The organism is candidate division KSB1 bacterium (assembly GCA_024655945.1).
In the GTDB taxonomy this organism is placed as follows: Bacteria; Zhuqueibacterota; Zhuqueibacteria; order JANLFK01; family Oleimicrobiaceae; genus Oleimicrobium.
In genome coordinates this window covers 79,761-106,360 of sequence record JANLFK010000005.1, presented here as the reverse complement: position 1 = coordinate 106,360, position 26,600 = coordinate 79,761, and the positions used below count along the sequence as shown (strand labels likewise).

13 protein-coding genes and 1 pseudogene are annotated in these 26,600 nt (G+C 61.5%); 6 read left to right on the top strand and 8 right to left on the bottom strand.

Annotated features, from left to right (window positions below; all coding sequences use genetic code 11):
- The first annotated feature begins 126 nt into the window (after positions 1–126).
- The 6 genes from NUW13_08290 (at position 127) to NUW13_08265 (ending at position 14,643) form a co-directional block, all read left to right on the top strand.
- A complete protein-coding gene (locus NUW13_08290) occupies positions 127–2,856 on the top strand; it encodes a TonB-dependent receptor (protein MCR4439024.1) in 2,730 nt (909 codons plus the stop codon).
- Between the two features lie 56 nt (positions 2,857–2,912).
- On the top strand, positions 2,913–6,092 hold the full coding sequence (locus NUW13_08285) for a hypothetical protein (protein MCR4439023.1): 3,180 nt from the start codon (positions 2,913–2,915) through the stop codon (positions 6,090–6,092).
- A gap of 50 nt (positions 6,093–6,142) precedes the next feature.
- Positions 6,143–7,165, top strand: coding sequence for a PorV/PorQ family protein (locus NUW13_08280; GenBank protein ID MCR4439022.1), 1,023 nt, complete (start codon positions 6,143–6,145; stop codon positions 7,163–7,165).
- A gap of 73 nt (positions 7,166–7,238) precedes the next feature.
- On the top strand, positions 7,239–10,142 hold the full coding sequence (locus tag NUW13_08275) for a TonB-dependent receptor (protein ID MCR4439021.1): 2,904 nt from the start codon (positions 7,239–7,241) through the stop codon (positions 10,140–10,142).
- Between the two features lie 51 nt (positions 10,143–10,193).
- Positions 10,194–13,595 (top strand): hypothetical protein, encoded by a 3,402-nt coding sequence (locus NUW13_08270; protein MCR4439020.1) that lies wholly within the window; start codon positions 10,194–10,196, stop codon positions 13,593–13,595.
- 19 nt (positions 13,596–13,614) lie between these two features.
- Positions 13,615–14,643, top strand: coding sequence for a PorV/PorQ family protein (locus NUW13_08265; protein MCR4439019.1), 1,029 nt, complete (start codon positions 13,615–13,617; stop codon positions 14,641–14,643).
- A 147-nt stretch (positions 14,644–14,790) separates the two neighbouring features.
- Here NUW13_08265 and NUW13_08260 read toward each other — a convergent pair whose 3' ends face one another.
- The 8 genes and pseudogenes from NUW13_08260 to NUW13_08225 form a co-directional block, all read right to left on the bottom strand.
- Positions 14,791–16,017 carry a hypothetical protein gene (locus tag NUW13_08260; protein MCR4439018.1) on the bottom strand — a complete coding sequence of 409 codons (1,227 nt, stop codon included), beginning with the start codon at positions 16,015–16,017 and terminating at the stop codon, positions 14,791–14,793.
- A 106-nt stretch (positions 16,018–16,123) separates the two neighbouring features.
- The gene (locus NUW13_08255; protein MCR4439017.1) at positions 16,124–16,825 is read right to left on the bottom strand and encodes a hypothetical protein; all 702 of its coding nucleotides are present in this window, start codon (positions 16,823–16,825) and stop codon (positions 16,124–16,126) included.
- Complete coding sequence (locus NUW13_08250) at positions 16,822–17,868, bottom strand: hypothetical protein (protein ID MCR4439016.1); 1,047 nt, start codon at positions 17,866–17,868, stop codon at positions 16,822–16,824. The genes NUW13_08255 and NUW13_08250 overlap by 4 nt, the downstream gene beginning before the upstream one ends.
- A 3-nt stretch (positions 17,869–17,871) precedes the next feature.
- Positions 17,872–22,674: a C25 family cysteine peptidase gene (locus NUW13_08245; protein MCR4439015.1), complete on the bottom strand. Its 4,803-nt coding sequence runs from the start codon at positions 22,672–22,674 to the stop codon at positions 17,872–17,874.
- A 127-nt stretch (positions 22,675–22,801) separates the two neighbouring features.
- Positions 22,802–23,545 carry an ABC transporter permease gene (locus NUW13_08240; GenBank protein ID MCR4439014.1) on the bottom strand — a complete coding sequence of 248 codons (744 nt, stop codon included), beginning with the start codon at positions 23,543–23,545 and terminating at the stop codon, positions 22,802–22,804.
- A gap of 10 nt (positions 23,546–23,555) precedes the next feature.
- Positions 23,556–24,474: pseudogene (locus NUW13_08235) on the bottom strand (ABC transporter ATP-binding protein).
- A gap of 325 nt (positions 24,475–24,799) precedes the next feature.
- The gene (prmA, locus tag NUW13_08230; protein ID MCR4439013.1) at positions 24,800–25,669 is read right to left on the bottom strand and encodes a 50S ribosomal protein L11 methyltransferase; all 870 of its coding nucleotides are present in this window, start codon (positions 25,667–25,669) and stop codon (positions 24,800–24,802) included.
- Between the two features lie 4 nt (positions 25,670–25,673).
- Positions 25,674–26,597, bottom strand: coding sequence for a M28 family peptidase (locus NUW13_08225; protein MCR4439012.1), 924 nt, complete (start codon positions 26,595–26,597; stop codon positions 25,674–25,676).
- Positions 26,598–26,600 lie beyond the last annotated feature (3 nt).

The window sequence follows — 26,600 nt, the reverse complement described above, 5'->3', positions numbered from 1 at the left end:
TACGATCACCGTGGTCAGGGGTGCCTCCCTTGTAGTCAGGAGGCAGCACGGACAGGTGATCTCTGCCAATGATTGAGAGAGGTGGCGCACTGCCATCTCGAGCCATTAGCGAGAGGAGATCTGGTCATGAGAACGGTCCGAGCTCTCGTGGTAGCCTTCCTGCTTCTCGCTATCCTCCCCGGCGCCTGGAGTGGGACCACGGGCAAGATCGCCGGTCTGGTGCGCGACAGCCAGACAGGGGACCCCCTGCCTGGTGCGAACGTGGTCGTGCCAGGGACGATGATGGGGGCAGCAACCGACGCCGAAGGGCGCTACTTCATCCTCAATGTGCCACCGGGAACCTACCAGCTTCGTGCCACCATGATGGGCTATACCACCTCGGTGGTGGAGAATGTGCGCGTCAAGACCGACCTCACCACTGAGGTGAACTTCCAGCTATCGCCGACGGTGTTGGACCTGGGGCAGACCGTGACGGTGGTGGCCGAGCGGCCGCTGATCCAGCGAGACGCCACGGCCAGCGCCGCAGTCGTCACCTCCGACGAAATCGCCGCGGCGCCCATCGAGACCTTCCAGCAGATGGTGGAGACCAAGGCGGGCGTGTCGGTCGGCCGCGACGGCGCCATCCACATCCGTGGCGGGCGTGCCGATGAGATCGCCTATCTTGTTGACGGAGTGGCCAACGTCAATCCCTTTAGCAACACCCTCGGTCTGCAGGTGGCCACCAACGCCATCGAGGAGCTGTCCATCATCAGCGGCTCTTTCAACGCCGAGTACGGACAGGCGCTCTCTGGCGTCATCAACATCCAGACCAAGGAAGGGCGGCAGTCGTACACCGGGGCTCTCTCCCTGCAGACAGGGGATATTCTCACCGACTATGCCATCGAGTACAACAAGCAGATTGGCGACCACTATGCCTTCCGCCCCCTGAACACCAAGGAGCTGGAGCTCAGCGTCGGCGGTCCTGTTCCCGGTCTGGGCAAGAAGTTGGCGCTCTTCCTGTCCGGCCGCTATCTTGACGACAGTGGCTACCTCTACGGCATACGGCTGCACAGTCCCACGGACTTTGCCGATTCGACTCGCACCGGTGACGGGAAGATCGTGGCCATGAATCCGGCGCTGCGCAGGAACATGCAGGCGAAGCTCTCTTTCTTCCTCTCCCCCGGGATGAAACTGGAATACACCGGCCTCTACCAGAATGACCGCTGGCGCAACTACGACCATGCTCGCAAGTTTATCGTCGAGGGACAGTTGCAGCACTTTGAGCGCGGCGAACGGCACAGCCTCAAGCTCACCCACCAGCTCTCCAGCAGGGCCTTCTATACCGTGGTCGGATCTTACTACTGGGATCAGTACCGCTACTACGCCTATGAGGACCCCAGGGACCCCCGCTATGTGTGGAGCGGCTACTACAAAGAGGACTCCAACTATGAGTTCTACACCGGCGGTACGGTGAATAGCCGCTTGGTGCAGAATGCCATCACCTGGTCGGGCAAGTTCGATATCACGGCGCAGGTGGGCAGCGCCCACGAGATGAAGGCGGGTGTGGAAGTGAAACGCCACGACCTGTACCGGCACGACTACGACGTGCTGGTGGACCAGCGGGCGGAGCCGTTTGTCGACGAAAATGGCGACGGTGCCTATTCCCCTGGCGAGCCCTTCACCGACATCAATCTGGATGGGGCGTGGACAGATGCCGGGGATGACAACGGCAACGGCATCCGAGGCGACATTATCGATGCAGCCGGCCGATTCAACAACAAGTACCACCATTTTCCGGTGGAGCTTGCCGCCTACGTGCAGGACAAAATCGAACTGGCCGACGTGGTGGTCAACATCGGGCTGCGCTTCGACTACTTCGACCCTGCCGCCGACTACCTGACTGGCTGGGTGGTCCAGGGGCAGCCCATCTTGAAGCCGGCCGCGGTGAAGACGCAACTGAGCCCCCGTTTCTCCTTGGCCCATCCGATTACCGACAAGGGGAAGCTCTTCTTCTCTTATGGCCACTTCTTCCAGATCCCGCCCTATTCGCGTCTCTACCACAACCCGGACTTTGAGGTCAAGCCTGGGGTCATCGAAACGGACATTGGCAACGCAGACCTGAAGCCCCAGAAGACCATCAGCTACGAGCTGGGCTTCGAGCAGCAGCTCGCGGAAGATGTGGCGGTGTACGTCAAAGCCTATTTCCGCGACATTCGCAACCTTTTGGGGCAGCGCATCTACCGCTTTGCCAGCGGCGACGCCTATGCTTTCTACATCAATCGCGACTTTGGTCATGTAAAGGGCGTCACCCTCACGCTGGACAAGCGCTTCTCCAATTTCTTCTCGGCCTCGGTGGACTACACCTACCAGGTAGCCGAGGGCAACGAGTCCGATCCGACGCGTACCCGCCGCGACTACCGGCTGTCCATCGAGCCGCTGAAACAGGTCGTATACCTGGATTGGGACCAGCCCCACACCTTCCGCATCAACGCCAACGTGGCGCGGCCACGGAATTGGGGCGTGAACGTCATCGGGCGATTTGAGAGTGGCTACCCGTACACGCCGATGGGGGCGAACGAGATCGTGCGCGTCGCCACCGAGAATAGTGGCCGCAAGATCCCCATCGTCAAGTTCGATCTCCATGCCTACAAGACATTCCCCTGGCGCATGGGTGCGGACAAGCTGTACCTGACCCTTTACTTGAAATGCTACAACCTGCTGGACCGCAAGAATGAGAACATCGTGTGGGACAGCACCGGACGTACCGGTTATGGGTTAGCCCGCTATGGCGGCGTGATGACCGACGCGTGGGAGAACCGTCCGCACTGGTATTCCAAGCCGCGCGAGCTGTTCATGGGTCTCTCCCTGGAGTTTTGATCGAGGCCCGTGGCAAAGGCGGCCATTCTGAAACACGGCAAACCGTGGGAGCAATTATGAGCAAAGAATGGATGAAAGCGGCGGGGGTCATTGTCGTGCTGGTGATGCTTGTGGCGGGGGCTGCTGCCCAGCAGGGCGCTGTAGGGCAGCGGGGCAAGCCCATGAAATACTGGAGCAAGGAGGAGTTCCGCCGGTGGCAGGAGGAGCGGGCGCGGGCCGCCGCATTGGCAAAGCCCACCTCTCACCACGAGCGAATGTTCGGTTTGCATGATGGGAACAAGGTGCGCACCCTGTTCTACAACTACGGCTCGGTAGGCGCGCCCAACACCGAGCCTTCCGTGGAGTGGCCCATCTACAGCGGCCGTGGCTACGGCTACGAGTTCGGGTTGCTGGTGGGGGCCGAGGTGGTGGACGCCAAGGGGGCGACGGTGCAAATCTTTAGCGACGGCATGCTGGACGGCGGCGACGAGGACATCACCGGCGGCATCAATGCCTGGGGGTGGGAGCCGCTGCCCGGCTATGGCGTTTCCCCGGAGGTGTACGCCACCTGGCCCAAGGCCCAGCGCGACAAGGGCGGTATTGCCATGAGCAACCGGCCCGAAACCTGGGGCGAGCTCTTTCCGCGCGACGCCAATGGCAAACTCCTGTGGCCCGGTCAATACGGCAACAACATCATCATTGCCGACTTGGAGAGCTACTATGTGATGGATGACCGGTGGAACGCCGAGTTTGAGTACTATCCGTTTGTCAACGACCCGAGCCGCCGCGGGCTCGGCATTCAGGTCACTGCGCGAGGCTATCAGTACGCCGCCTCGGTAGCGGAAGACATCATCTTCTTCCAGTTTGAAATCACCAACGTCAGCGACAAGACGCTGGACAAGGTGGTGGTGGGGATGATTGGCGACCCGCACATCGGCGGGGCAGGCGACTTTTCCGATGACTGGGCCGGCTTTATCGACACGCAGGGCAAGGACAGCTTCACCGGCGAGACGCACCGCGTGCGCAACATGGTCTACTCATGGGACAACCCGGGATCGAGCAACGACTTTGGTATTCCCTGGTCGGAGCTGGGCATGCTCGGGTTCAAGTTCTTAGAGAGTCCCGGAGTGGCAAATGACGGCATCGACAACGACGGTGACGGCCTGGTGGATGAGTCGCAGCGCAACGGCATTGACGACGACGGGGACTGGCAGGCTACCGATGAGCTCGCCAAAGCGGACACACCGGAGCAGAACTGGTGGAACGGCATCGACGATGACGGCGATGGCCGCATCGATGACCTTGGCGACTTGGACGGCAGGTCCGACGACGTGGGCTCCGATGGCTTGGGGTGGTGGCACCCGGCTTACCCTGGGCCCGACCCTGATGGCACCGAGGGCAACGGCCGGCCCGACCCCGGCGAACCCGATTTTGAGCATCTGGATCCTGACGAGAGTGACCAACTGGGCTTGACCAGCTTCGCCGCCCCGGTCTATGCTACCGAGGTGGCGGCGATGGACGACAAGATGTGGCAGCGCATGACCCCAGGCACCTTCAACCCCACCGGCATCCAGCAGAATCAGGACAACATCTTCATTTTCGGCTCTGGCTACTTCTCCCTCAAGCCGGGCGAGACGGAGCGCATGTCCATTGCCATCCTCTTGGGGCAGAACAAAGAAGACCTGCTGGCCAACGCGGCTGTGGCCGATTGGATCTACAAGCTCAATTTCCAGTTCACCAAGCCGCCCGATCCACCGAATGTTTGGGTGGTTCCCGGCGACCGGCGCGTGACCATCTACTGGGACGATGCGGCGGAAAAGTCGGTTGACCCGGTGTTCGGCGCTGACTTTGAAGGCTACAAGATTTACCGGAGCAACGACAAGATCAAATGGGGAGATCCCATTACCAACAACCGCGGGGTGCAGGTGGCCTACGTACCGCTGGCGCAATTTGATGCCATCAATGACATAGAAGGCACGCATCCGGTAGAGTTCGAGAGCGGATTGCACTTCTATTTGGGCAAGAACACAGGCCTGGTGCACTCTTACACAGATACTGGCCTTGTCAATGGGCTGACCTACTACTACGCGGTGACCGCCTATGACCGGGGCAGCGTGGAGGGGAACGTGCCGCCTCTGGAGTGCCCGCGCATCGTCGACGGCCCGAACGTCAAGGCAGCAGTACCTTCTGCCCCTGCCGCTGGCCTGGTGGACGCCACTTGCGCCACGACGCACGCGGCAGGCTACAGTACCGGCACCTTGAACGTGCGCGTGCTTGACCGCACGCTCCTAGACACGACGACCTACGTAATCGGGTTTACCACGGCTACTAATCAGCCCACCAGGGTGAGCGTGACCACAGCGGCAGGACGGCAGGTGGTGGGGCCCCTCAAGGTGGGCGACATCGAAACGCTCTGGAATGGCACCTTCCGCTTTGGGCCGTATGAGGCACAGATCAAAGACGTAGGCTCTATCGCGGTGGACTCGGCGAAGTGGACCGCAGGCCCGGCGGTCTTTGCGCTACGAGCTTTGGCATTCGCCGGCGGCAAGAAGCTGCCCAGAGACATCGAGATACGCTTCTTCGACCAGATTCGGGATACCTCGATGTTCGTCAATCCGCAGCCGGTGACCTTTGAGGTGTGGAACGCCAGCGAGGGGAAGAAGCTGGATATGGTGTTCTACGATACCGACAACAGCCACAGTCCCACGGTGGGCGACAGGGTGGTCGCCTTGGTGGGAGAGGGCACCACGCTCAAGGGCACGTGGGAAGTGACCTTCCTGCCGCCGACTGAGCCGACGGAATATGACACCCCCAGGCCCAACTCGGTGATTCGCGTCTTCATTGCCAAGCCCTTTGAGAGCATCGATCGCTACGTGGTCCAGGGGCAGCCGGCCCGTATCGAGGTCCCCAAGGAGGGGGACGCCAAGAAGCGGTTGCTGGACATGATTGCGGTGGTGCCTAATCCGTACGTGTCCGCCTCCGGTTTGGAGACGCCGCCGCCTGAGGTCTTTTCGGTGGGGCGCGGCGAGCGGCGCGTGGACTTTATCCACCTGCCGCAAGATTGCACCATTCGCATCTACACCATCGTTGGCGAGCACGTGGCGACCATCGAGCATCACAGCACGGTGTTCGATGGCTCCCAGAGCTGGAACCTGCTGTCCAAGGATGGCTTGGAGATTGCTTCCGGTGTCTACATCTATCACGTGGACGCCCCTGGATTCGGACAGAAGATTGGCCGCCTGGCCGTGATCAAGTAACTGGGCGGGCAATTGAGCGAACACCGGTCCTTGCCATGTGGAGGGCTGAGATGAAGAAGGCGGGTTATGCAGTGCTGATCGCCATGTTCGTGGGTGCCTGGTACGGGGTGGCCACTGCCCAGGTGACCAAATCCGGCACCACGTGCGCCCAGTTTCTCAAAATAGGCGTGGGTGCCCGGGCCACGGCCATGGGCGAGGCCTTTGTGGCTACGGCTAACGACGTCAACGCCATCTATTGGAACCCCGCCGGCCTCACGCAGCTGGCGGGCAACCAGGCCACCTTCATGCACGTGGAGTGGCTTGCCGACATCAGCTACGATTTTGCCGCCCTGGCGGTTCCCTTGGGCAACGCCGGCACCGTGGGGATGTTCGTGACCTCCCTTGCCGTACCGGACGACAAGGTGCGCACCGTCTTCGAGCCGGAAGGCACCGGGGAACTCTTTGGTGCCAACGACCTGGCGCTGGGTCTCTCTTATGCCCGCTCCCTCACTGACCGTTTCTCCCTCGGCTTCAACGGCAAGTTCATCCGACAGAACATCTGGAGCATGTCCTCCAGCGCCCTGGCTTTGGACATCGGCACCTTTTTCCGCAGCAAGTACCGGGATCTCAAGATTGGGGTGTGCATGTCCAATTTCGGCACCAAATCGCGCATGGAAGGGCGAGCTAATTTGCTCTACGTGGACCCGGATCGCACCATCGAAGGGAATAACGACCAGATCAGGGCGGCGCTGGAGGTCAACCGCTGGGACCTGCCGCTGAGCCTGAAGATCGGCATCAGCTTCGATGTTCTTCGCACCGGCTTCAATCGACTTACCATCGCCGCAGACGCAGTGCACCCTAGCGACAACTACGAGTACCTGAATGCTGGCTTCGAATACGCAGTGAGGGACTTGGTGTTCCTGCGCGGCGGCTATCGGGGTATGGGGATGGATGAGCTGGAAGGGGGGCTCACCGTGGGCGGCGGCGTGCGCTGGTCCTTGGGCGGGGCTGCCAGCCTTGCCCTGGACTACTCGTATGCCGATTTTGGTCGCCTGACCGGTGTGCACCGCTACTCCCTTGTGGTCGGTTTTTGAGCTGAGAAATGGCCGTGCGCTCTTGCTCATGAGAGCGCTTCTCAGTTGGTGAACGAGGAGGAAGAGGAAAGCGATGAAGAGGCTACTCTTGGTGCTCGCTGTGTGCGCCATCGCGGTGGGCACGGCGCTGGGCGGCACGACCGGCAAAATCGCCGGACGCGTGACGGACGCCCAGACGAACGAACCACTTCCGAGCGTGAACGTGCTGTTGGAAGGGACCAACATGGGCGCGGCCACCGACGCCCAGGGGCGGTATGTGATCCTCAACGTGCCGCCAGGCACGTACGTGCTGCGCATGACGATGATCGGCTACAAGAGCGTGCGCACGGTGGATGTCCGGGTCAGCGTCGACCACACTACCGAGGTCAACGCCCAGCTTGAGGCCGCCGTGCTGCTGGGCGAAACGGTGACCGTCACCGCGGAGCGCCCCCTCATTCAGGTCGACGCCACCTCCAGCAGGGCAGTGGTGGCGGCCGAGCAGATCCAGCAGATGCCGGTGGACAACTTTTTCCAGGTGCTGGAGCTGCAGGCCGGTGTGGTGCGTGGCACCGGGGGGGAGATCCACGTGCGAGGCGGTCGCGCCGGAGAGATCGCATATCTGGTAGACGGTATCTCGGTGACCGACGGCTTTAACGCGAGCATGGCCGTCTCGGTGGAGAACAACGCCATCCAGGAGCTGGAGCTGGTAAGCGGCACGTTCAATGCAGAGTACGGCCAGGCCATGTCCGGTGTGGTGAACATCGTCACTAAGGAGGGCGCCGCCCACTACAGCGGCGAGGCTGCGGTTTATGTGGGGGACTATGTGAGCCGCGACACCTCCCTTTTCTACAACATCGACGACGTCAATCCGCTGGCCACCGTCGATGCGCGAGCGAGCCTCAGCGGCCCCATTCCGGGCCTGAAGGGCAAGGCCACTTTCTTCCTCAGTGGCCGCTATTACGACAGCGATGGCTATCTGTACGGCATTCGCCGCTACATGCCTGCCGACTCCAATGACTTTAGCAATCCTGACCCGAGCAAGTGGCACATCGAGCAGACGGGCGATAACAAGCCCGTGCCGATGAATCCCTACGAGAAGCTTTCCGGGCAGATCAAGCTGGCCTACACCCTCCGGCCGTCGATGAAGTTGACCTACAACCTCATCGCCGACGACATTACTTACCAGACGTACAGCCATGCCTACAAGCTGAATCCCGATGGCAGGCCGATGAACTACACCTGGAGCTACAGCCAGATCCTGACCTGGACGCACACGGTATCGCCCAAGACTTTCTACAGCCTGAAGTACTCGAACTTTTTCAACGACTACAAGAGCTACGTGTACAAGAACCCCTTGCAGAAGTACCAGGACCCTGAGCACCCTGGCTATGTGCATCCGAACCGGTTCCGGGCGTCCAGCGGGTACATGTTCTACTCCGGCGGCACGAACATGAACCACTACTACCGCAACACTACCACGCACGTGTACAAAGGCGAAATCGTCAGCCAGGTGCACCGGGCGCACCAGCTGAAGGGTGGTTTCGAGTACCGCTGGAACAAGATTTTCCTGGACACCTTTACCATCCTCCTGGACCAAAGCACGGACTATGTGCCGCAGATACCGGACATCACCTCTCCGGCGCATGACCGCTACCAGAACTATCCCAAGGAGTTTTCGGCTTACCTGCAAGACAAGATCGAACTCAAAGAGATGATTGTCAACGTTGGGGTGCGTTTTGAGCTCTTTGAGCCGGATGGGCGCGTGCTGACTGACCCGCAGGACCCCAACCTGTGGCTGCCCAACAAGTACGCCCTGTTGGATGCGGTCACCGAATCGGGGACCCTCCGCGTGAAAGTGCCGGTGCGCATCGATCCGACCACCCGCGCGGTCACCTACATCAACCCGAACACGGGCGAGCCACTGGAGCCCACCGCGCGTGACATTCGTCTGGTGGACGAGGTTACCAAGAACCCGCGCCTCATCTCCGGGCCGGTGACCTTTGTGGATCCGGCCACAGGGGCTCCCATTCGGAAGGGGAACCTCGCCTGGTTCAAGAAGGCCAGCAAGAAGTACCAGATCAGCCCGCGCGTCGGCATTGCTTATCCCATTACCGATCGCGGTGTTATCCACTTCTCCTATGGGCACTTTTTGCAGATTCCTGCCTATTCGTACCTCTACACCAACCCAGAGTTCGAGGTTACCAGCGGGTTCAGCACCTACATTGGCAATGCCAACTTGGAGCCGCAGCGTACCACCAGCTACGAGATGGGCCTGCAGCAGCAGCTCTCTGACGATATCGCCATCAGCGTGACCGGCTTCTACAAGGACGTGCGCAACTTGCTCGGCACCAAGATCATCGAGACCTACAGCAGCGGCGACATGTACGGACTGTACATCAACCGCGACTATGGCAACGTACGTGGCATTACCTTTTCGCTGACCAAGCGGCCGAGCAACTATGTGGCCGCGACCTTGGACTACACCTATTCCGTGGCGGAGGGGAATGCTTCTGACCCCGAGGCGGCCTTCCTTGACGCTGCCAGCAACCGCGAGCCGGAAAAGCAGATGGTCTACCTCGATTGGGACCAGCCGCACACGCTCAACGCGAGCGTGACCGTTGGCGATGGCAGGCGCTGGGCGGTCAGCCTCATCGGCCAGTATGGCAGTGGCTTGCCGTACACGCCCATGTTCCGCGGTATTCGCACGGCCATCGAGAATAGCGAGCGGAAGCCGGCCCAGTACAACGTGGACCTGCGGGCCAACTATGACTTTTATCTGCGCGGTCTGCGCTTCTCGGTGTTCTGCAATGTCTACAATCTGCTCGATCGGCGCAATGAGGACTATGTCTACAGCGACACTGGCCGCGCCACCTATACCCTTATTCCCACCTACACCGGCGAGGTGCATGGGCCGAATACGCTGGAAGAGTACCTGGTACGTCCCGATTTCTATTCGGCGCCGCGCGAAGTGAAGGTTGGCGTTGGCATCGGCTTCTGAGCGGGGAGCATAGCCATGATCACCAGGTCAACTGTGAGGAGGTCGAAAAACGTGCGAGCCATCACGCCTGTTGTAGCCGTTTTTCTCCTGGGGGGCATGCTGCCGTTGAGCACCGATGCGGCAATCGCCGCCTCTGGGGGGCCGCTGCAGTCGGCTCCTCAGCGGTTGCCGAAGCCGTTGGGCCATGAGGACCGCAAGAGCGGCATCCACGACGGCAACAAAATCATGACTATTTTCTACAATTACGGCTCCATTGGCAACTGGTATGGCGGCTATCGCTACCTGTCCGGGGTGTATCCAAAGGGCTCCGGGCACTCGTACATTGCCGAATTCACCCCGATCATTGGTGCCGAGGTGGTCGATGCGGAGGGCAACATCCGCCACATCTTCAGCGATGGGTATGCCGATGCCAGTCGCAACGATAGGTCGCCTCTTGGTTACCAATGGGGATTTGAGCCGCTGCCCGGCTATGCCGATCCGAACCAGAGCAACGTGGCGATGAGTGATGCCTTGGACAACGACGGCGATGGCAAACCAGACAGCTGGCCCTGGGTGTGGCCGGATCGGCCGGAGTGGGTGAACCCTGTGACCCGCGTGCCTCTGTGGAACGGCCAATATGGTGCCTATGCCCGCGCCGACCAGGAGTCGTATTTCGTGATGAACGACTATGTGAACGACGAGTTCAAGTTCTATCCTGACCCCTTCGACTCCACCAAGCGCGGTTTGGCCATCGAGGTCCAGGTGCGCGGTTACCAGTGGGCCCACCCTGCGGCAGAGGACATTCTCATTTGGACCTACTGGGTGAAAAACACCGGATTGACCGAGTACCGGAAGATGGTCTTTGGCATGTACGGCGACGCGGACGTGGGCGACGATGGTGACCAGCGCGATGATGATAGCTGGTTCGATCGCCAGGACGATATCGTCTACCAGTATGACCACGACAACGTGGGCGCCTGGGGCGGGCCGGTGGCCTATTTCGGCTTCAAGTACTTAGAGTCGCCCGGCGACCCCTTTGACGGGATCGACAACGACGGCGACGGGATGGTGGACGAAAGCCAGGACGACGGCATCGACAACGACGGCGATTGGGACCCGGAGACCGACGATATTGGCAGCGATGGCGTGGGACCGTTGATGCCGGAGTACATGGGACCCGATGCCGATGGCACGGAAGGCAATGGCAAGCCTGACCCTGGAGAGCCAAACTTTGAGTACACGGACAAGGACGAGACTGACCAGATCGGCTTGACCAGCTTCGATGCCAAGGACTGGCGCAAGGGCCTCAACCTGGCCAACGACGAGGAGATGTGGCAGCTCACCACTCCTGGCCACTTCATCGATAACCCGGAGCAGACCACCGACATCACCTTCCTCTACGGCTCCGGCTACTTCCCCCTCAAGCCGGGTCGCATGCGCAAGTTCGCCATTGCCATGCTCTTCGGCGAGGATCAGGAAGACATTTTCCGCAATGCGCGCATCATGCAGATTATTTACGACCGCGATTACAACTTCACAAAGCCGCCGCTCAAACCAAAGGTGACGGCAGTGCCTGGCGACCGCAAGGTGACACTCTACTGGGACAGGTCTGCAGAGAAGTCCTGGGACCCGATCTACGGCTTTGACTTCGAGGGCTACCGCATCTATCGCAGCACCGACCCGGGCTTCTTGGAGTCCTACACAATCACCGACGCTTACGGCAACCCGACCTTCAACAAGCCGGTGGCCATCTTCGACCTCAAGGATGGGCTGAAAGGGCCACACCCTGTGGCCTTCAACGGCGTGCAGATGAACATGGGCAATGACAGTGGGCTCTTGCACTTCTGGACGGACACGAACGTGGAGAACGGCCAGACCTACTACTATGCCGTTTGCTCGTTCGACAAGGGCTACTATTCGGACTTTTACGAGCGCGGCATAAGCCCCATTCCCCATCTGCCGGATATGGCTCCGGCCGAGTGCTCCAAGCGCATCCGCACCGACGCAGCCGGGAGAGTGCTGAGCACCGACCTCAACACCGTGGTGGTGAGGCCGAATGCCCCGGCGGCCGGCTACAAGGAGGCGCCGCGGCTCTCCACCACTGCCGGCTCGCTGCAGCACGTCAACGGTTTTGCCACAGGTACTATCGAGATCGTGCCGGTGGACCCCATGCGCGTTCCGGACGGGCGACGCTACGCGGTGAGCTTCAAGGACGACTATCCCAAGGGTTCCGACACAACTAAGACCTTCTCCGTGATGGACCTGACGCGACGCAGCGCCCGCTTCGTGGCAGACACCGGCTGGGTGGCCTTGGCCGCAGCACCCCTGGTGGCCGACTCCTTTGTGGTCACGGCAGCAGGCGGCGGCCGCCTCTTGGTGCCCGGCGTGGACTACCTGCTGGACGCCAGGAATGGAATGATCGCCATGATCACCGGCGGCGGGATGGCCAAGGGGCAGGAGTACGAGTACTCCTACCTCTACTACCCGGTGTTCAGGAGTCCCTACGTGCAGGGGCAGCTGGACAATCCCATCTTTGACGGGCTGCGAATGGTGGTGCAAGACCAAGCGCTGGCCATTGACCATGAGAATAGCGGCTGGATCAAAGGAGACTGCAACTATACCCACACCATTCGCCTTTACACCGGCGGGAAGCTGTATGAGGGCGACTTTGAATTCCGGTTCGAGGGCCGCATCGGTGAGCGCGTACGCGATGGCCAAATCTTTCCTGGCACACATGCGCCGTTTGTCATTTGGAACGTCTGCGAGCAGCGTGAGTGCCGCTTTGTGCTGATGGATAAGGACGGTAACAAGTATTGGAACCCAGGCGAATCCGTCGTCCTGATGCCCGCGCCCACTGGCAGTGCCGTGACCTATGAGGTCATCCTCAGCAAACCGGACTCGATGCTCGTGGACTCGACGCTGTTGCGGGTTGACGTGCGGTACATTCACACCACCATCGGGGGTATCGATACGGTGATTGCCCTCAGGGATAGCGTCTGGGCTTACGACACGACCTTTGTGCAAATTAACCACCCGGAGCCCGGCGATGTGTGGCTCTTGCATACCACCAAGCCCTTCCGCTCGCGGGACACCTACCAGTTCACCGCCGAGGGGAGCAAGCTGCAACTTCCTAAGGCGAAGGCAAAGGTCGACAGTCTTCTTAGCCGCATCGCGGTGGTGCCGAACCCATACGTGGTGACTGCCTCGTGGGAGCCGCAGCATTTCTACCAGTCAGGGCGAGGCGAGCGAAAGATCGACTTCATCCATCTTCCTCCCAAGTGTACCATAAAGATCTTCACCACGCGGGGTCACCTGGTGAAAGAGATCCATCACGACACCACCGTCGACAATGGCGCCGAGTCGTGGAACATGCTCTCCAAAGACGGCATGGAAATCGCCTATGGGATCTACGTCTACCACATCGAGGCACCTGGCTTGGGGAGCACCATTGGCAAGTTCGCGGTTATCAAGTAAGTAGGGAGACTATGCAGCTATGCGACGGGTAAACGTTCTTTGGGTAGTGCTCGCGCTGGCAGCGTGCGGCACTGCTGAAGGCCAGTTTGTGGAAAACGTTTCCAAAGTCGGCACGACCAGTGCCTGCTTCTTGGACATAGAGGTGGGAGCGCGAGCGCTGGCCATGGGCGGGGCGTTTGTGGCCACGGCCAACGATGCCAGTGCCCTCTACTGGAACCCCGCGGGCCTGGCGCGCCTGTCGCGCAACGAGGTGCACTTAGGCCACACGGAATGGCTGGCAGACATGAACTATGACTTTGCCGGCATTGCCTTGCCCTTGGGCGCCTTCGGCACTCTGGGCGCGAGCTTCTGCGCCTTAGGCATGGACGAGATGGAAGTACGAACCGTGTTCTACCCTGAAGGCACTGGCGAGCGCTTTGGCGCGAGTGACGCGGCATTGGGGGTGTCCTACGCACGAGCGCTCACCGACCGCTTTTCCATCGGCTTTACCGGCAAATACATCCAGCAAAAGATATGGCACATGAGCGCCTCCAGCTTTGCCATCGACGTGGGCACGCTGTTCGTCACGCAGCTGAAAGGGATGCGCATCGGTGCCAGCATCTCCAACTTTGGCGGCAAAATGCGCCTGGAAGGGAAGGACACGCAGGTGAACCACGACATCGATCCGTCCAAATATGGCAACAACGACAAGATCATCGCCCATTTGGCTACCGACAAGTGGTCGTTGCCGCTGATCTTCCGGGCGGGGGTGGCCATGGAGCTCCTCAACACCGCCCACAATCGCCTGACCGTGGCCATCGATGCGGTTCACCCCAACAACAACACCGAGTACTTGAATGTGGGCACCGAGTATGCGTTCAATGAGAACGTCTTCTTGCGGGCCGGTTACAAGTCCCTCTTCCTGCGGGATGGCGAGGAAGGGCTGTCCCTGGGGGGTGGTCTTGCTTATGAGCTGCTGGGGCGCGTGCGCCTGAAGTTGGACTATGCCTATTTGGACTTTGGTGTTCTGGACAACGTGCAGCGGTTCAGCATAGGCCTGGAATTTTAGCTTGTCTGTGTCGAGCTCCCCGTTAGGGGGGTAAGTAGCCCGGCAGCAACTGTGCCTTGAGCATTAGTCGACGGCGAGCCGGTTGTGCGCAGAAAACAAAAGCCCTGCCTGTACAGGCAGGGCTTGCCTTTTCGTAGCTTGCAATAATCAGGGTTCGGGCGGCGGCTCGGTCTTCTTCGTCTCAGGCAGCTCCTCGCGGAGTTTCTGAAGCTCCTCCCGCCGCTTGGCTTGATCTTCCAGGATCTTCCGCAAACGCTCCAGTTCCCGTTCTGCCTTGCGTCGCTCCTCTTTGATGCGCTCCAGCTCTTGCTCGGCGGTCTCTGTCTGCCGTCGCTCGCGAATGATCTGCTCAAAGAGCTCGCGGCGGGTGTCTGCCTTCTGCAACAGGAGGTCCCGCTCGGTCATGCGGTACACCGAGGTGGGCAGCAACACCAACTTCACGCCCACGTTGACGCGCCAGGTGGGATAGTTGGGGATCTTCTCATCCCTGAACGGGCCGATGGGGGCGTAACCGACCCCGTAGGTGGTCTCGTCTCTATCGGCGGTGAGGCGATAGTCGAGGGCGAACAGGAACGACACCCAGCGCGCCGGCTTGTAAGCGACGGACGGGCAGATGTAAAGGTAATTCTCTCGCGCATAGGCGCTGGCTGGCGGCTTCTGGATGAAGGAGTTGCCGTAGAACTCGAGACCATAGTCGAACTCTCTGGTCGGAAGCTTGAGCCCCAGGCCGTACAAGAATTCCTGCGTCGGGCTTTTCACCTTGAGGTTGCCGATTCTCTTCGGCCACTCGGTCAACTCCTCGCCAACGTCATTGTAGTTAAGGTAGCCCAGATTGAGGTGCAAGCTGACGTCGTCCTCTGGGTAAAGCGGGTCCAACGCATAGCTCATCATGCCGGTGAAGCCCCAAGTGAATTTCCCCGCCGAATAGGGCTCGAAGGCGAGGTTGTGGTACTTTGCCGTTGGAAAACGGCCATTTGCGGCCAGGCCAAAGGAGAGCGCGCTGGTCTTGGAGCCCAATCCACCAAGTTTGACTGTGGCAAAGAGGTCGTCGAGCAGGTTGTAGCCAGGGCTGACCTTATGGTTGTCCTGATAGACGACCTGAGTGATGCCCAGCTCAAAGCGGCGGTTCAATCCATAGGAGAGATTCACCAGACCGACGGCGTCCCAGTAGGCCACCGAGGTCAGTTGGTCAACCTCACCCACCTTGCCGAAAAAGTCAGAGTGGGCGTAGAGCGTCAAGTGGCGCGGTTCCATAGACCAGGCGGGCCGCACGTGCAGCAGGCCTCTGCCCCCGTTCAACCAGCCGTGCGCCCAGCTCGTCGAGGTAGCGGCCACCATTGCCACCGTCAGAACCAGCAACATGAGCTTTTTCATGATCTGGCCTCCGAAGTGTGCGTCTATAGACCATGTGGTGAAGTTAATATACACCTTTTTCGCTAATTGTCAAGCAGAATTCTTGCAGCAGACGACATTTTGCCGCTCATGGCCCGGCGGTGAAGCGGCTCCAGGCCGACTCGGACCCCGAATTGCGCTCCACGCCCACCACATCCACCCGCCAGCGATACTGCCGCCCGGAAACCAGCGCAGAAGCTGCCGCCGTGCCGTCCCAGTTGTAGGGCACTACCTCCTCTTGGCCTGTATAGCTGGACTGCACCAGGCTAAACCACACCTTGCTGCCGTCGCTTAGATCGAAGAGCTTGAGCACGTATTGCCCAGGATAGTCCTGCACGTGCCACCGGAAGACCGGGGTGAGCGAGGCAGTGCAGTGGAGATTGAAGGCCTTGGGCACGAGCTGGTAGTCGACCGTGTCGGAAGGCGCACTTTCGCGACCGAAGTGGTCAACTGCCGTCATGAGGTAGAAGTAGCGCGTGCCGACCTCGATCCCGGCCGCGTCCACATGGGTGCTGTCCTGCGCCTTGAACGATTTGAGCAAAAGGAAGGCGCCGGAGCGTCCGGTGCGACGATACAGGCGGAAGCCGGCGAGGTCCTCGCCATCCGGCGCGAGCCAGTCCAGCTGGATGGCGTCCGCTTCGGGTACGGCGTCGATGCCTTTCTCAACGACGGCCAAGTCGTCTGGCGGTTTCAAAAGGATCGGCGCCGGCGGCCCATGTTCCTCTGGGATATCCTTGCTGCAGAGAAGGAAGAGGCTGGCGATGGCCAGAATAGCAGTCCTGGTCTTCATCGTTGCCCCCTTCTGCCGATGACCAGCGAGCCACTGACGCGATGCACATTGCCAAGGTCGCCGCTGACGAAACCATAGTCGACGGTGAGCCGCCAGAAGTCAAATCCGGCTCCGGCGGTGAGCTTGCCGTTGTCTATGCCCAGGCGCAGGGCGAGCCACGGCAGCCGATACTCGAGGCCCCAATGGTGGCTGGCTGCGGGGCGCTCCTTCTTGCTCCAGCACACCAGCAGGGTGCTCTTCCGCCATGGCATTGGCTGGGAGTAGGCTAAACCCAGGCGCAGGTCCTGAGCAATGCGGTCCTGATGGCGGGTGTTCCAGGTCATCGCCGTGCCTGCGACGTCGACCAGGGCGAGTCCGCTGGAAAAGGTGCCCACCCACGGGGTGTCGAACAGGGCGCCCACATCGAGACGTATCATGCTGCCCAGGTCGACGCCGAAGCCGGTGGCGCGAAAGCCATAGAGCCGCTGGCGCACCATTCTGAACGAGATGCCGATTGGTATCTCCAGGGAGAGGTCTGTGTACAGCCACCCTAAGCTCGTTGTCAGGGTGTTCATTTTCGCAAAGGAGAGCACAAAGGCCTCTTCGCGGTCGCTGAAATAGCCTAGGGGTTGCCCGTCTGGGCGCAGGGTAGGGTCGAGAAGCCGTTGGCCAAAGCTCTCCCCACGCAATTCGGGGAAGATGGGGATATCGTCCACCGCCAGGCGGACGTAGTTGGCCGCTATCGTGGCACCGCCGTGCAGCGGCACAGAGACCCCCAGATGGTTGTAGGTCGCCAGAGGGTTGACGATGCTGCCGAAGGCAGAGGCGTACATGAAAGCCAGTTGTGGGGCCGATACTCCCGTCAGGCCAGAAGGATTCCAATAGAAGGCGGAGCCATCATCGGCCGGGGCCACAAAGGCCCCGCCCATGGCCAAAGCGCGCGCGCCAACGCCAAAGTCCAGGAAGGCCGCCCCGTACTTGCCGGACTGAGCCTCCAGCCCCTTGGGCAGCAAGCAGAGCCCGAGAAGAGCGCAGAGTGCGGTTTTCAGGACTGCCCTGCTCATCACTCAGCGCACCCGCGCAATGGTGCCGGTCTGTTCCAACACTTCCTCGCCATCCACGCACCGCAGCTTGTAGAAGTACACTCCATTAGCCACCTGCTCGCCGTGCTCATCGGTGCCATCCCACGGGATCTCATGGTAGCCGGGTGCCAGGGGATTCTGGGCTTCGCTTGCGTCTGCCACGGTGAAGCGGCGCAGGAGGTGCCCAGAGGTTGTGTAGATCGACAGCGACAGGTCGTTTGCCCACCGGGTGAGTTCGTAGACAAAGACCGTTCGACGGGCGAAGGGGTTGGGATACGTGCCGAGCACCCGCAGGCGGAACGCGGCAGCAACGGTGAGCACTATGTCCACAGGGCCGGCGATGTTGCCACTGCAGTCACAGACCTGCACCTGGCAAGTGTGGGTCCCCGGCCCAAGCTGCGGGCGGAAGGAGATGGGTACATAGTTGCCGTTGGGGACGGAATCCGGTAGTAGCAGACTACTGCTTGCCAGCGGCTGTCCATCGAGCACAATGCGCAGGCTGTGGGAACTCAGCGCCACGCCGTTGGCGTCCTGCACGAGGAACGTGATGAGCGGCTGTTGCGCAGCATAAGCCCCGTGCACGTGAGCCTGGCCGTCCACGAGGGTCTCAATGGTGGGTGGGAGCACGTCGTTTGACTCCATCAGGGCAAGGCGCGCAGGGAGGCTCACCAGGGCCCAAAGCCAGTTGCCCTTCCGGGAGGGGGGCATACGCTCCCACTTGCGAGTCAGGCCCCGGTAGGCGAAAACAGCTGCCGAGGGAGAGAGCGAGTCGGCGGCAAAGCGAATCCCGGCTGCCGCCGGTATCGTCGCGCCGTCGGTCATGGTGAGGAGCTCATAAGCCACCGCCTTGCCCGCGATGCGCAGCGGGCGAAGGTCGGGCTGGTCGAACACCTGCAGGGAGTCGATGCGCCGTCCCTGCACCACCGTGGAGACGGATGAGCTGCCAGGCGCGACCACAAGGGCAAGGTCGGCGCCAAAGCAAAGGGTGTCGGTTGCGGTGCCCCAGACCGTGCTTCCCAACTGCGGGCTGATGGTAAAACGATCGGCCTGGAGAGTGAGGTCCACGGCGTTGTTCAGCTCGTTGGCCTCCTCGAAACGCTGGTCCGCGTCCACCAGCACTCGCACGTGCACCGCACCGTTGCCGAAAAAACCGGGGATGGCAGCCAGAGCCTTCTGCTGCGGAGCCACGTCCACAACGGTGCTGCCAATGTGGCGCCACTGGCCGCTCGGCGAGTCGAGCAGAAAGGCCTCCACAAGGACGCCTTTGCACTCTACGTCACCGGAATTCCAAATGGTTGCTTCCAGTTGTGTCGTACCGCTGCCGCCCAGGCGCGTCGCGCTTGGGTCGACAAAAAGCTCCGGCCCCCAGCACACGGTGTAAGAGTAGGGACAGCGCTGCTCGTTCTGCGCCTGGTCGCGGGCCACAACGCTGAGGCGCACCAGGGTACCACGCGCAAAGGGCGGGATTTGCCGTTGCGCGACGTACTCACTGCCGCCCGGCGCCAGGAGGATCATGCCGATGGTGTCGGCCCGGGGTGATTCCAGCAGACAGGTCACGGAGGCAAGTTCGCCCGAGGCGAAGACCCTGGCGCACACCAACACGCTGTCGGTGGCACGGGGCCTGTGCGGCGCAGTCCACACCGAGTCGATGTACACCTCCGCGACTGCAAAGGAGATGGCGCCATGCGCAGTCTGCCGCTGCGCCTCGTCGTAAAGAAAGGCCCGCACATGGCCTGCGCCGGTGAAGGCGCTGGGCACAACAAAGTTGCAGCCAAAGGTGCCGTTGCGGACGAAGCTCAGGCGGGTGTCCACGGTCTTCCGCCGCGCATCGACAAGATTCAGCACCGCCACGCCGGAACTTTGCCATGCACCCTGCACCCGCAAAGAGTCCCCTCCCCTTGCCACTCGGGTTGCAAGCTGCAAAGAGCAAGTCCGGCGGGGCAAGACGGTGCGTAGTGCTGGGTCACCGAGCAAGTTGTACTGGCTGACCATGGAGTAGTTCAAGTATCCGGGATATGCGCTCAGATACCGCACCTTGGCCTGGGCAACTACCTCGCCCAAGGTGGTGGCCTCATCGGCCTGCACCAGGGCGTCGATGAATTCCCGCACCAGGTAGTAGTCATTGTAGAGCCATCCGAGGCCAGCTGAACCGAAGAAGGCCACAGCGCCTGCGCCCGGCGCTACCAGAAGCTCCTCGCCTAAGGAGCGGCGCGTCGGCTCCTCAAATGCCCCGGTGAAGCAGGTCATGCTGGAGACGATGGGGTAGCGTCCGTTGCGGGGAAGGAGCGCGACGTCCTCCAGGCGAAACAGAGAGTTGTCGGACCACACGGCACCGCCGCCGTGGCCAAGAAAGTTCGCATAGGCCACGCCTTGGGCCAGGTGCTCGATGAGTTGGGCGGTGCCACCGGCGAAGGGATCATTTGCGGCGCTGGCGCCAGTGTACAGACGTTCCACCGCAAAAAACGGCGGGATGACTTCCGCCAACAGAGTTTCGCTCTGCTGGCGAAAGACGCTGCCGTTGCCGCCAATGAGGAGGAGGCGATTCCGCCAAGCATCCATTGGGCTGGTGCGCTCATAGCTGAGGATTTTGTCCACCAGCGCCGCGAGCTCCTGGCTGTGGCGAACGGGCAGTCGGCCGACAAACAGGTCCGGCACCTCGTCCCCGCCGTCCACCAGGGCGTACCAGTGGTCGCTGGCCGCCGCCCCCCACTTGATGGTCTGCCGAAGGAACACGGGCAACAGATTTCCCCCGCGGCGGGGCCTGTCCTTGTAGTCCCATGATCCGTCCCCCACAAGCAGCACATAGCTGAGCGCAGGTGGTTGCCAATAGTGCCAAGCGTAGCTGAGGAATTCCTTCAGGGCATACGGGGAGGGTATGCCGTAGTTGAATTCGTCGTACACGGCCTGCAAGGGCACGATCATTGTGCGCAACCCCTGGGACTGGCGATGCGCGATGAGCTGCTGCAACGCCGGGTCCAGGGCAAGGCTATCCGGGGCAATGGCGACATAGTCCGCACCATTGGCAACAGAGCGCAGCCAGGTGGGCTCGGCGGGCTCGAGCCGCAGAGGTGGCTTCTTCGCCCGGCCTGCTACGGCCACGTAGCGGGTGCCGGAGGAGAAAACCTGGTCCTGAAAGCGCACTTGGTACGACCAACCTTCCTGTTCGTCCTGCACGCGCTCCACCGCCGCGCCGATAATCTTGCTGACGCCGAGCTTGTAGATTTCCACATTCGGCACGGTGAAGCCGTCCACGCGGAATTCGTACACTCCTGGTGGAGCGTCCTTGGGGAGGGCGAACTCGATCATGTCCTCCTCGGCCCGGTAGCGCCGCGCGTAGGAGAGCTCGAACCAGTTCAGAGCGACCAGGTCAACAACCTCCGGTGCCAAGTTGTTGATGAGGGTGAGCACGTTATCCCCGTGCTGCAAGCGTTCGGGCGGCACCCCGGCACCAGGCGCGCTCCCCACGGCCATGCGCTCCTGACCGATCCACTGGGCCTCGGCGGCGCGGAAGCCGTTTAAGAACAGAGAGACGTTGTGTGCGACCCCAGGGACCGAACTGAGCCCGTGCAGCAGGGCGCGCAGCTCCGCCTGGTCGGCAGCCTCCTGGTCAGGCCAGGGCAGATGGAAACGATACTCCCGCAAGGTACCCGCTTGCAGGCCGCTGTCGAAGAACCAGTGATCGCGGAGGGAATCGGCTGGCAGCTGGCTGAGGCGATTGTAACTGTCGTCCCTTTCCACGTGCACGGTGTACCAGTAGGAACGCGGCACGGTGACCGCCCATGGGTCGGTGGTGTGCGAGACTGCTTGCTCTTCGGTCATGCGCATCCCCGGTGGACCTTCCCATGAGAGCCAGTAGGTGTTCTCGTCCGAAAAAGGGTCCAGATACATGTCCGGGGCGACCGCCTGGAAGGTCTGGCGGTTGGACTCCCCCCAGAATTCCACATAGTCGGTAGGGTCGAAGCGACCATCGCGCTCGCCGAAGACATATACCGCCACCTGTCTGCCTCGACGCGTGAGGCGGAAGTTCCTGGGGTCAATGGTGGCCGGATCGATGCCCGCCTTGGCCATCTGCGCGGCGGTGACGCGATAGATGCCATCCTCCTTGACGACCAGGCGCAGGCCGGGGTGAGGTACCGTAGAACCTGAGGCAGCCTGCAGCGGACGGGCCAACTGCTGCGGTAGCTTTGCCCCACCGGGGAGGAAGCGACTGGGCCCCATGGCCTCCACACCGGTCAGGCGCGCTACCATCTTGCGATGGATAATCAGCTTGCCTTGTGCGTCGCAGCGGAATGGAAACAGACGCAGCGCGATAAGCTCTCTGCCGCGCAAGCTGCCCACAGGCAACAGCTCAAGAGGTTCAGGCGGGTAGAGCCCGGTAGGCGGCGCCATTTGCTCTTCGACATGCGTTCCCTCCTCAGAGAACGAAACCTCAATGGGCTCGGTGCCGGAGTCAAGAGTGATGGCCACGGTGTCTGTGGCCAATTGCACAAGCTGCGCTGAGGGCAAAGTCCCCACGCGCATGAGGGTGAGGCAGACAAAGGGCAAGCGCGGCAGACCAGGCCTTTCCAGCACCGGAAAGCCGGAGGCCGCGATTCCGACGGCGCGGCGCGCCCCGTCTACGCTCTGTTCCTCCTGGGCATCGGCGGTGGCTTCAACCAGCAGTGTTCCAGGTGCGGGCGCGCTCACCTGCAGCCTTACGCCCGGCCCCGGCTCTCCAGGGGCGCCTATACCCGGCGAGACGCCAAGCGAGAGAAGGAGGAGCTGGCAGAACATACGCCGCAGGGTCATGTCACTGCCTTCCTCGTTCCACGCGGCTCACCAGCCTCTGAGGCCCATTCCGCCTTGCCGAGCGCGAGGGCGCAAGGCAATGCGGATTCTGCTCCGCCGCGCGATGAGATTGTTCTGGCGCCGCTTCTCATTCCCAGCGAAAGGTCTTGGCCGAGACTGCCACACCGGTAAGGAAAATGATAGCAAGGATGCCTACCTCATTGAAATGCCTTGCCCAGGGCTCGCCAATCCACAAACCGCGCAACAGCGAAACCACGTGCGTGAGTGGCAACACCTGAGCTACCCGGCGAACGCTCTCCGGCAGAATCTCGCGCGGTAGCGTCGCTCCTGACAGAAAAATCATCGGGTAGAAGAGGACCATGGCTACCACTTGCGCGGTGCGGGTGGTCGGCAGAAGGCCAGCCACCACAAAGCCGAGGGCAAAAAAGCTGGCGCAGCTGAGCAGGTACGCTCCGGCCACGCTCACGGCATTGCCGGCAAAACGGAGCCCGTACACACTCTTTGCCGCGACCAGCAAGAGAATCATGCCCAAGGTTGTCATGAGGAAAACGACTACCACCTCGGCGCCCAGAATGGCCTGTGGTCGCAGGGGCGTGGCCTGAAGGGGACGCAGGATGCCGTACTCACAGTAGGCCGCCAGAAAGATGGTGAGGCTGAGCAAGCCGCTGGTGGCGATAATCATCGCCGCATAGCCGGGAACTGAGACGTCGACCGAGCCATACCCGCCAAAGAAGGGAGTGGATTTGTTTCCATAGATGCTGCCGAAGAGGAAGAGCATCAACACCGGAAAGGCAAGGGTGAAGAAAGCAGCCGTGGGCTCGCGCAGAAAGAGCTTCAACTCTGTCCAGGTCAGTTTCCAGAAGCCGCGCATTTGTCCTTCCTCAGTCGCGCATCTCCCGGCCGGTGAGCGCCAAGAAGACATCCTCAAGGTTCGGCTGCTCGGTGTGGAAATCGCGAAAGACAGAGCCACTGGAAGCAAGAAAGTTCACCAGCTGGCCGACGAACTGCTCTCCTGTCCCATAAACGACGACGCGTTCGTCGCTCCTGTCTACGCGCGTCACGCCAGGAATAGGGCGGAGCGGTTCGAGCGCAAACTCACCCCGGATGGTGAAGACTACCCGGCGCTCGGCACCGAGCTTTTCCACCAGTTTGTGAGGGGAATCCAGGGTTACAATGCGGCCGTGGTCGATGATTGCCACCCGGTCGCACAACCTCTCCGCTTCTTCCATGAAATGAGTGGTGAGAAAAATGGTTTTCCCCCTGCCGCGGACATCCCTCACTTAGGTCCCACATGGCCCGCCGAGCCTGGGGATCGAGCCCGGTGGTGAGCTCGTCCAGGAACACGATCTCCGGATCGTTGACCAAGGCCAGGGCGATGAACAGGCGGTGCTTCTGACCGCCGGAAAGCTTAGCCACAGGTGCGTTCGCCTTCTCGGCGAGTCCGAGCTGATCCAAGAGCGCCCGCCAGTCCAGAGAGCGCGGATACAGGCTGGCAAAGAGGTCCATGGCTTCCCACACCTTGAGCCGGTGCGGCAGCGCCGCGTGTTGGAGTTGGATGCCAATCCGCTCGCGGAGTGCATAGCCATCTTGCTGCGGATCGAGCCCCAGCACCCGCACCGTGCCACCATCCGGGCGGCGCAAGCCTTCCAGACACTCGATAGTAGTGGTCTTGCCGGCGCCATTGGGGCCGACCATGCCGAAAATTTCGCCCACATGCACCGCGAAGGAGACGTCTTCCACGGCGACGGTCGCGCCGTAGACTTTGCGCAGGTGCTCCACTTGCACCGCCGCTTTGTCCATCACCGCTCCGTTGTCTTGGCGCTGTCCCCTGCGCCCACCTGGTCCCGGATAACCTTATGGCGAGCCTGGCAGGCGAGGCTGGCGAACTCACCGCTGAATTTTACGCATATTTCGCCAACTTGTCAAGAAAAATCTCCTGGCACGGGTGGCTCACCATCGCTCTGGACGCGATGCGTCGGCAGGGCAGCCTCTTTGCCAAGGGGGAGGTGGCTGACTTGAGGGGCGGGCGACCTTTGTTGCCCCAGGCGGCGCTGCGCGAACCTATTGCAGGAGAGTAGCGCGCGCTGCGGTCTTTCACCTTGACGACCCGCCAGCCAGCAAGGGTCTATGCGTTGCCCGTGGCAGCGAAGCTTATCCACTCCTCAATTTGCAGCCTGCGCGCAACGCGAAGGCCGGACTGCTGCAGGGCTTGCACCAAGCTACTCTCCTCGCGGTCTATGATGCCCGAAAGGAGGAGGACGCCGGCGGGCGCTAACACGCGGCGCAGGGCAGGGAGAAGCGGCGTAAGGGCCTGGGCCGTGATGTTCGCCATGAGGAGGTCGCAATCCTGTCCGCGGCAGGCGTCGATGCTGCCGGCCCAGAGGCGCACGCGCCCTGCCACCCCGTTGGCGCGCAGGTTGTCCCGAGCCACGAGCACGGCCTGGGGGTCGATGTCGCAGGCCCAGACCTGCGACGCCCCGAGCTTGGCGGCAGCGATGGCCAGAATGCCGCTGCCGGTGCCAAGGTCCAGCACGCGCCGCCGCTCGGGAATAAATTCCTCGAGAAGCAGGAGCACACCGCGCGTAGTGGCATGGTGGCCGCTGCCGAATGCCATGCCTGGGTCCAGCACGAGCACAATGCCCTCCGCAGGCGCGGGAACCGCCTGCCACGAGGGGCAGATCAGAATGCGCGGCGACACTTGCACAGGGGAGAGCGACGCCTGCCAGGTCTTCACCCAATCCGTTGCGCGCACACGACGAATACGCAGCGCGCCGGGAGGCAGCAGGTGCCCGAGGCGCGCCAGCTCGCGGCGCAACAGGCGCGCCACTGCTCGCGGTGGCAAATCCGTGCGGAAATAGGCGACAATCTCCTCGTCAAGCTCCTGGCAGCCTGAGGTGCCGGCCGTCGCCAAATGGGCGAGTACAATATCTCGCAGCGGCTCCGGCACCGGCACGTGCAGCTCGTACCAAGGGGGTTCTTGAACCTGGCGGGCCATGCGTTTAGCGGTAGAGCACACTCAGAACGACGCGCCCCACCTTGCCCAGGCTCTCGGCGCTGCACTTGTCCGGGGTGTCCGCCAGAGTGTGCCAATACGGATAGTCGTAGTCGATGATGTCGATGCAGCGGATGCCGGCACGCAGGAGGGGAACATGATCATCGACGAGCGCGTACTTCGGCCGACGGATGAATTCCGTGACCCCGAGCTCGGCAGCACGCGCCCAGACAAGGCTAACGACGTCCGGTGCGCTCTCTTGGGAGTGCTGCTCAATGTAAATCTCCAGGTCAGCATCGCCCACCATGTCCAGGAGGATACCAAACAGTGGACGGTAACGCGGGTCCTTGCTCTCCGCAAAGTGTCGTGAGCCGATCGCCCAGGTACGGTCGTCTCCTTCCTGGCCGCAGTCCTCGCCGTCAAAAAGCACGATATCCACCCCAAAGCGCGGCTCATGCGCCTTGAGCAGTCGCGCGATCTCCAGCAAAACTGCGACGCCGGAGGCACCGTCGTTTGCCCCCGGAATCGAGGTGGCGCGATTGGCAGGATCGGGGTCGTGGTCTGCCCAGGGCCTGGTGTCCCAGTGGGCGCACAGCAGCACGCGCTTGGTCTTTTCGCTCCAAAAGTTGGCGATTATGTTGCTCATCACCACCGTACGCCGCTCTGGGCCGAAGGTGTGTTGGAACTTCTGTTGGGTGACCTTGTCCGCGTACTTTTCCAACTCCATGGTCAGGTACTCGAGGCAGGCGCGGTGACCAGGTGTGCCGGGCGCGCGCGGCCCGAACGCCACCTGGCGCAAGAGGTGTTCGTATGCCTTCCTCTCGTCAAATTGCGGGAGCTGCGCACTGCACGAAATGGGCATGAGGAGGGGAGTTGCTACGAGCGCCAACAGGAGGATGAATGCGGCAGGCCTAAGTCTTGCACCGCGCATTGC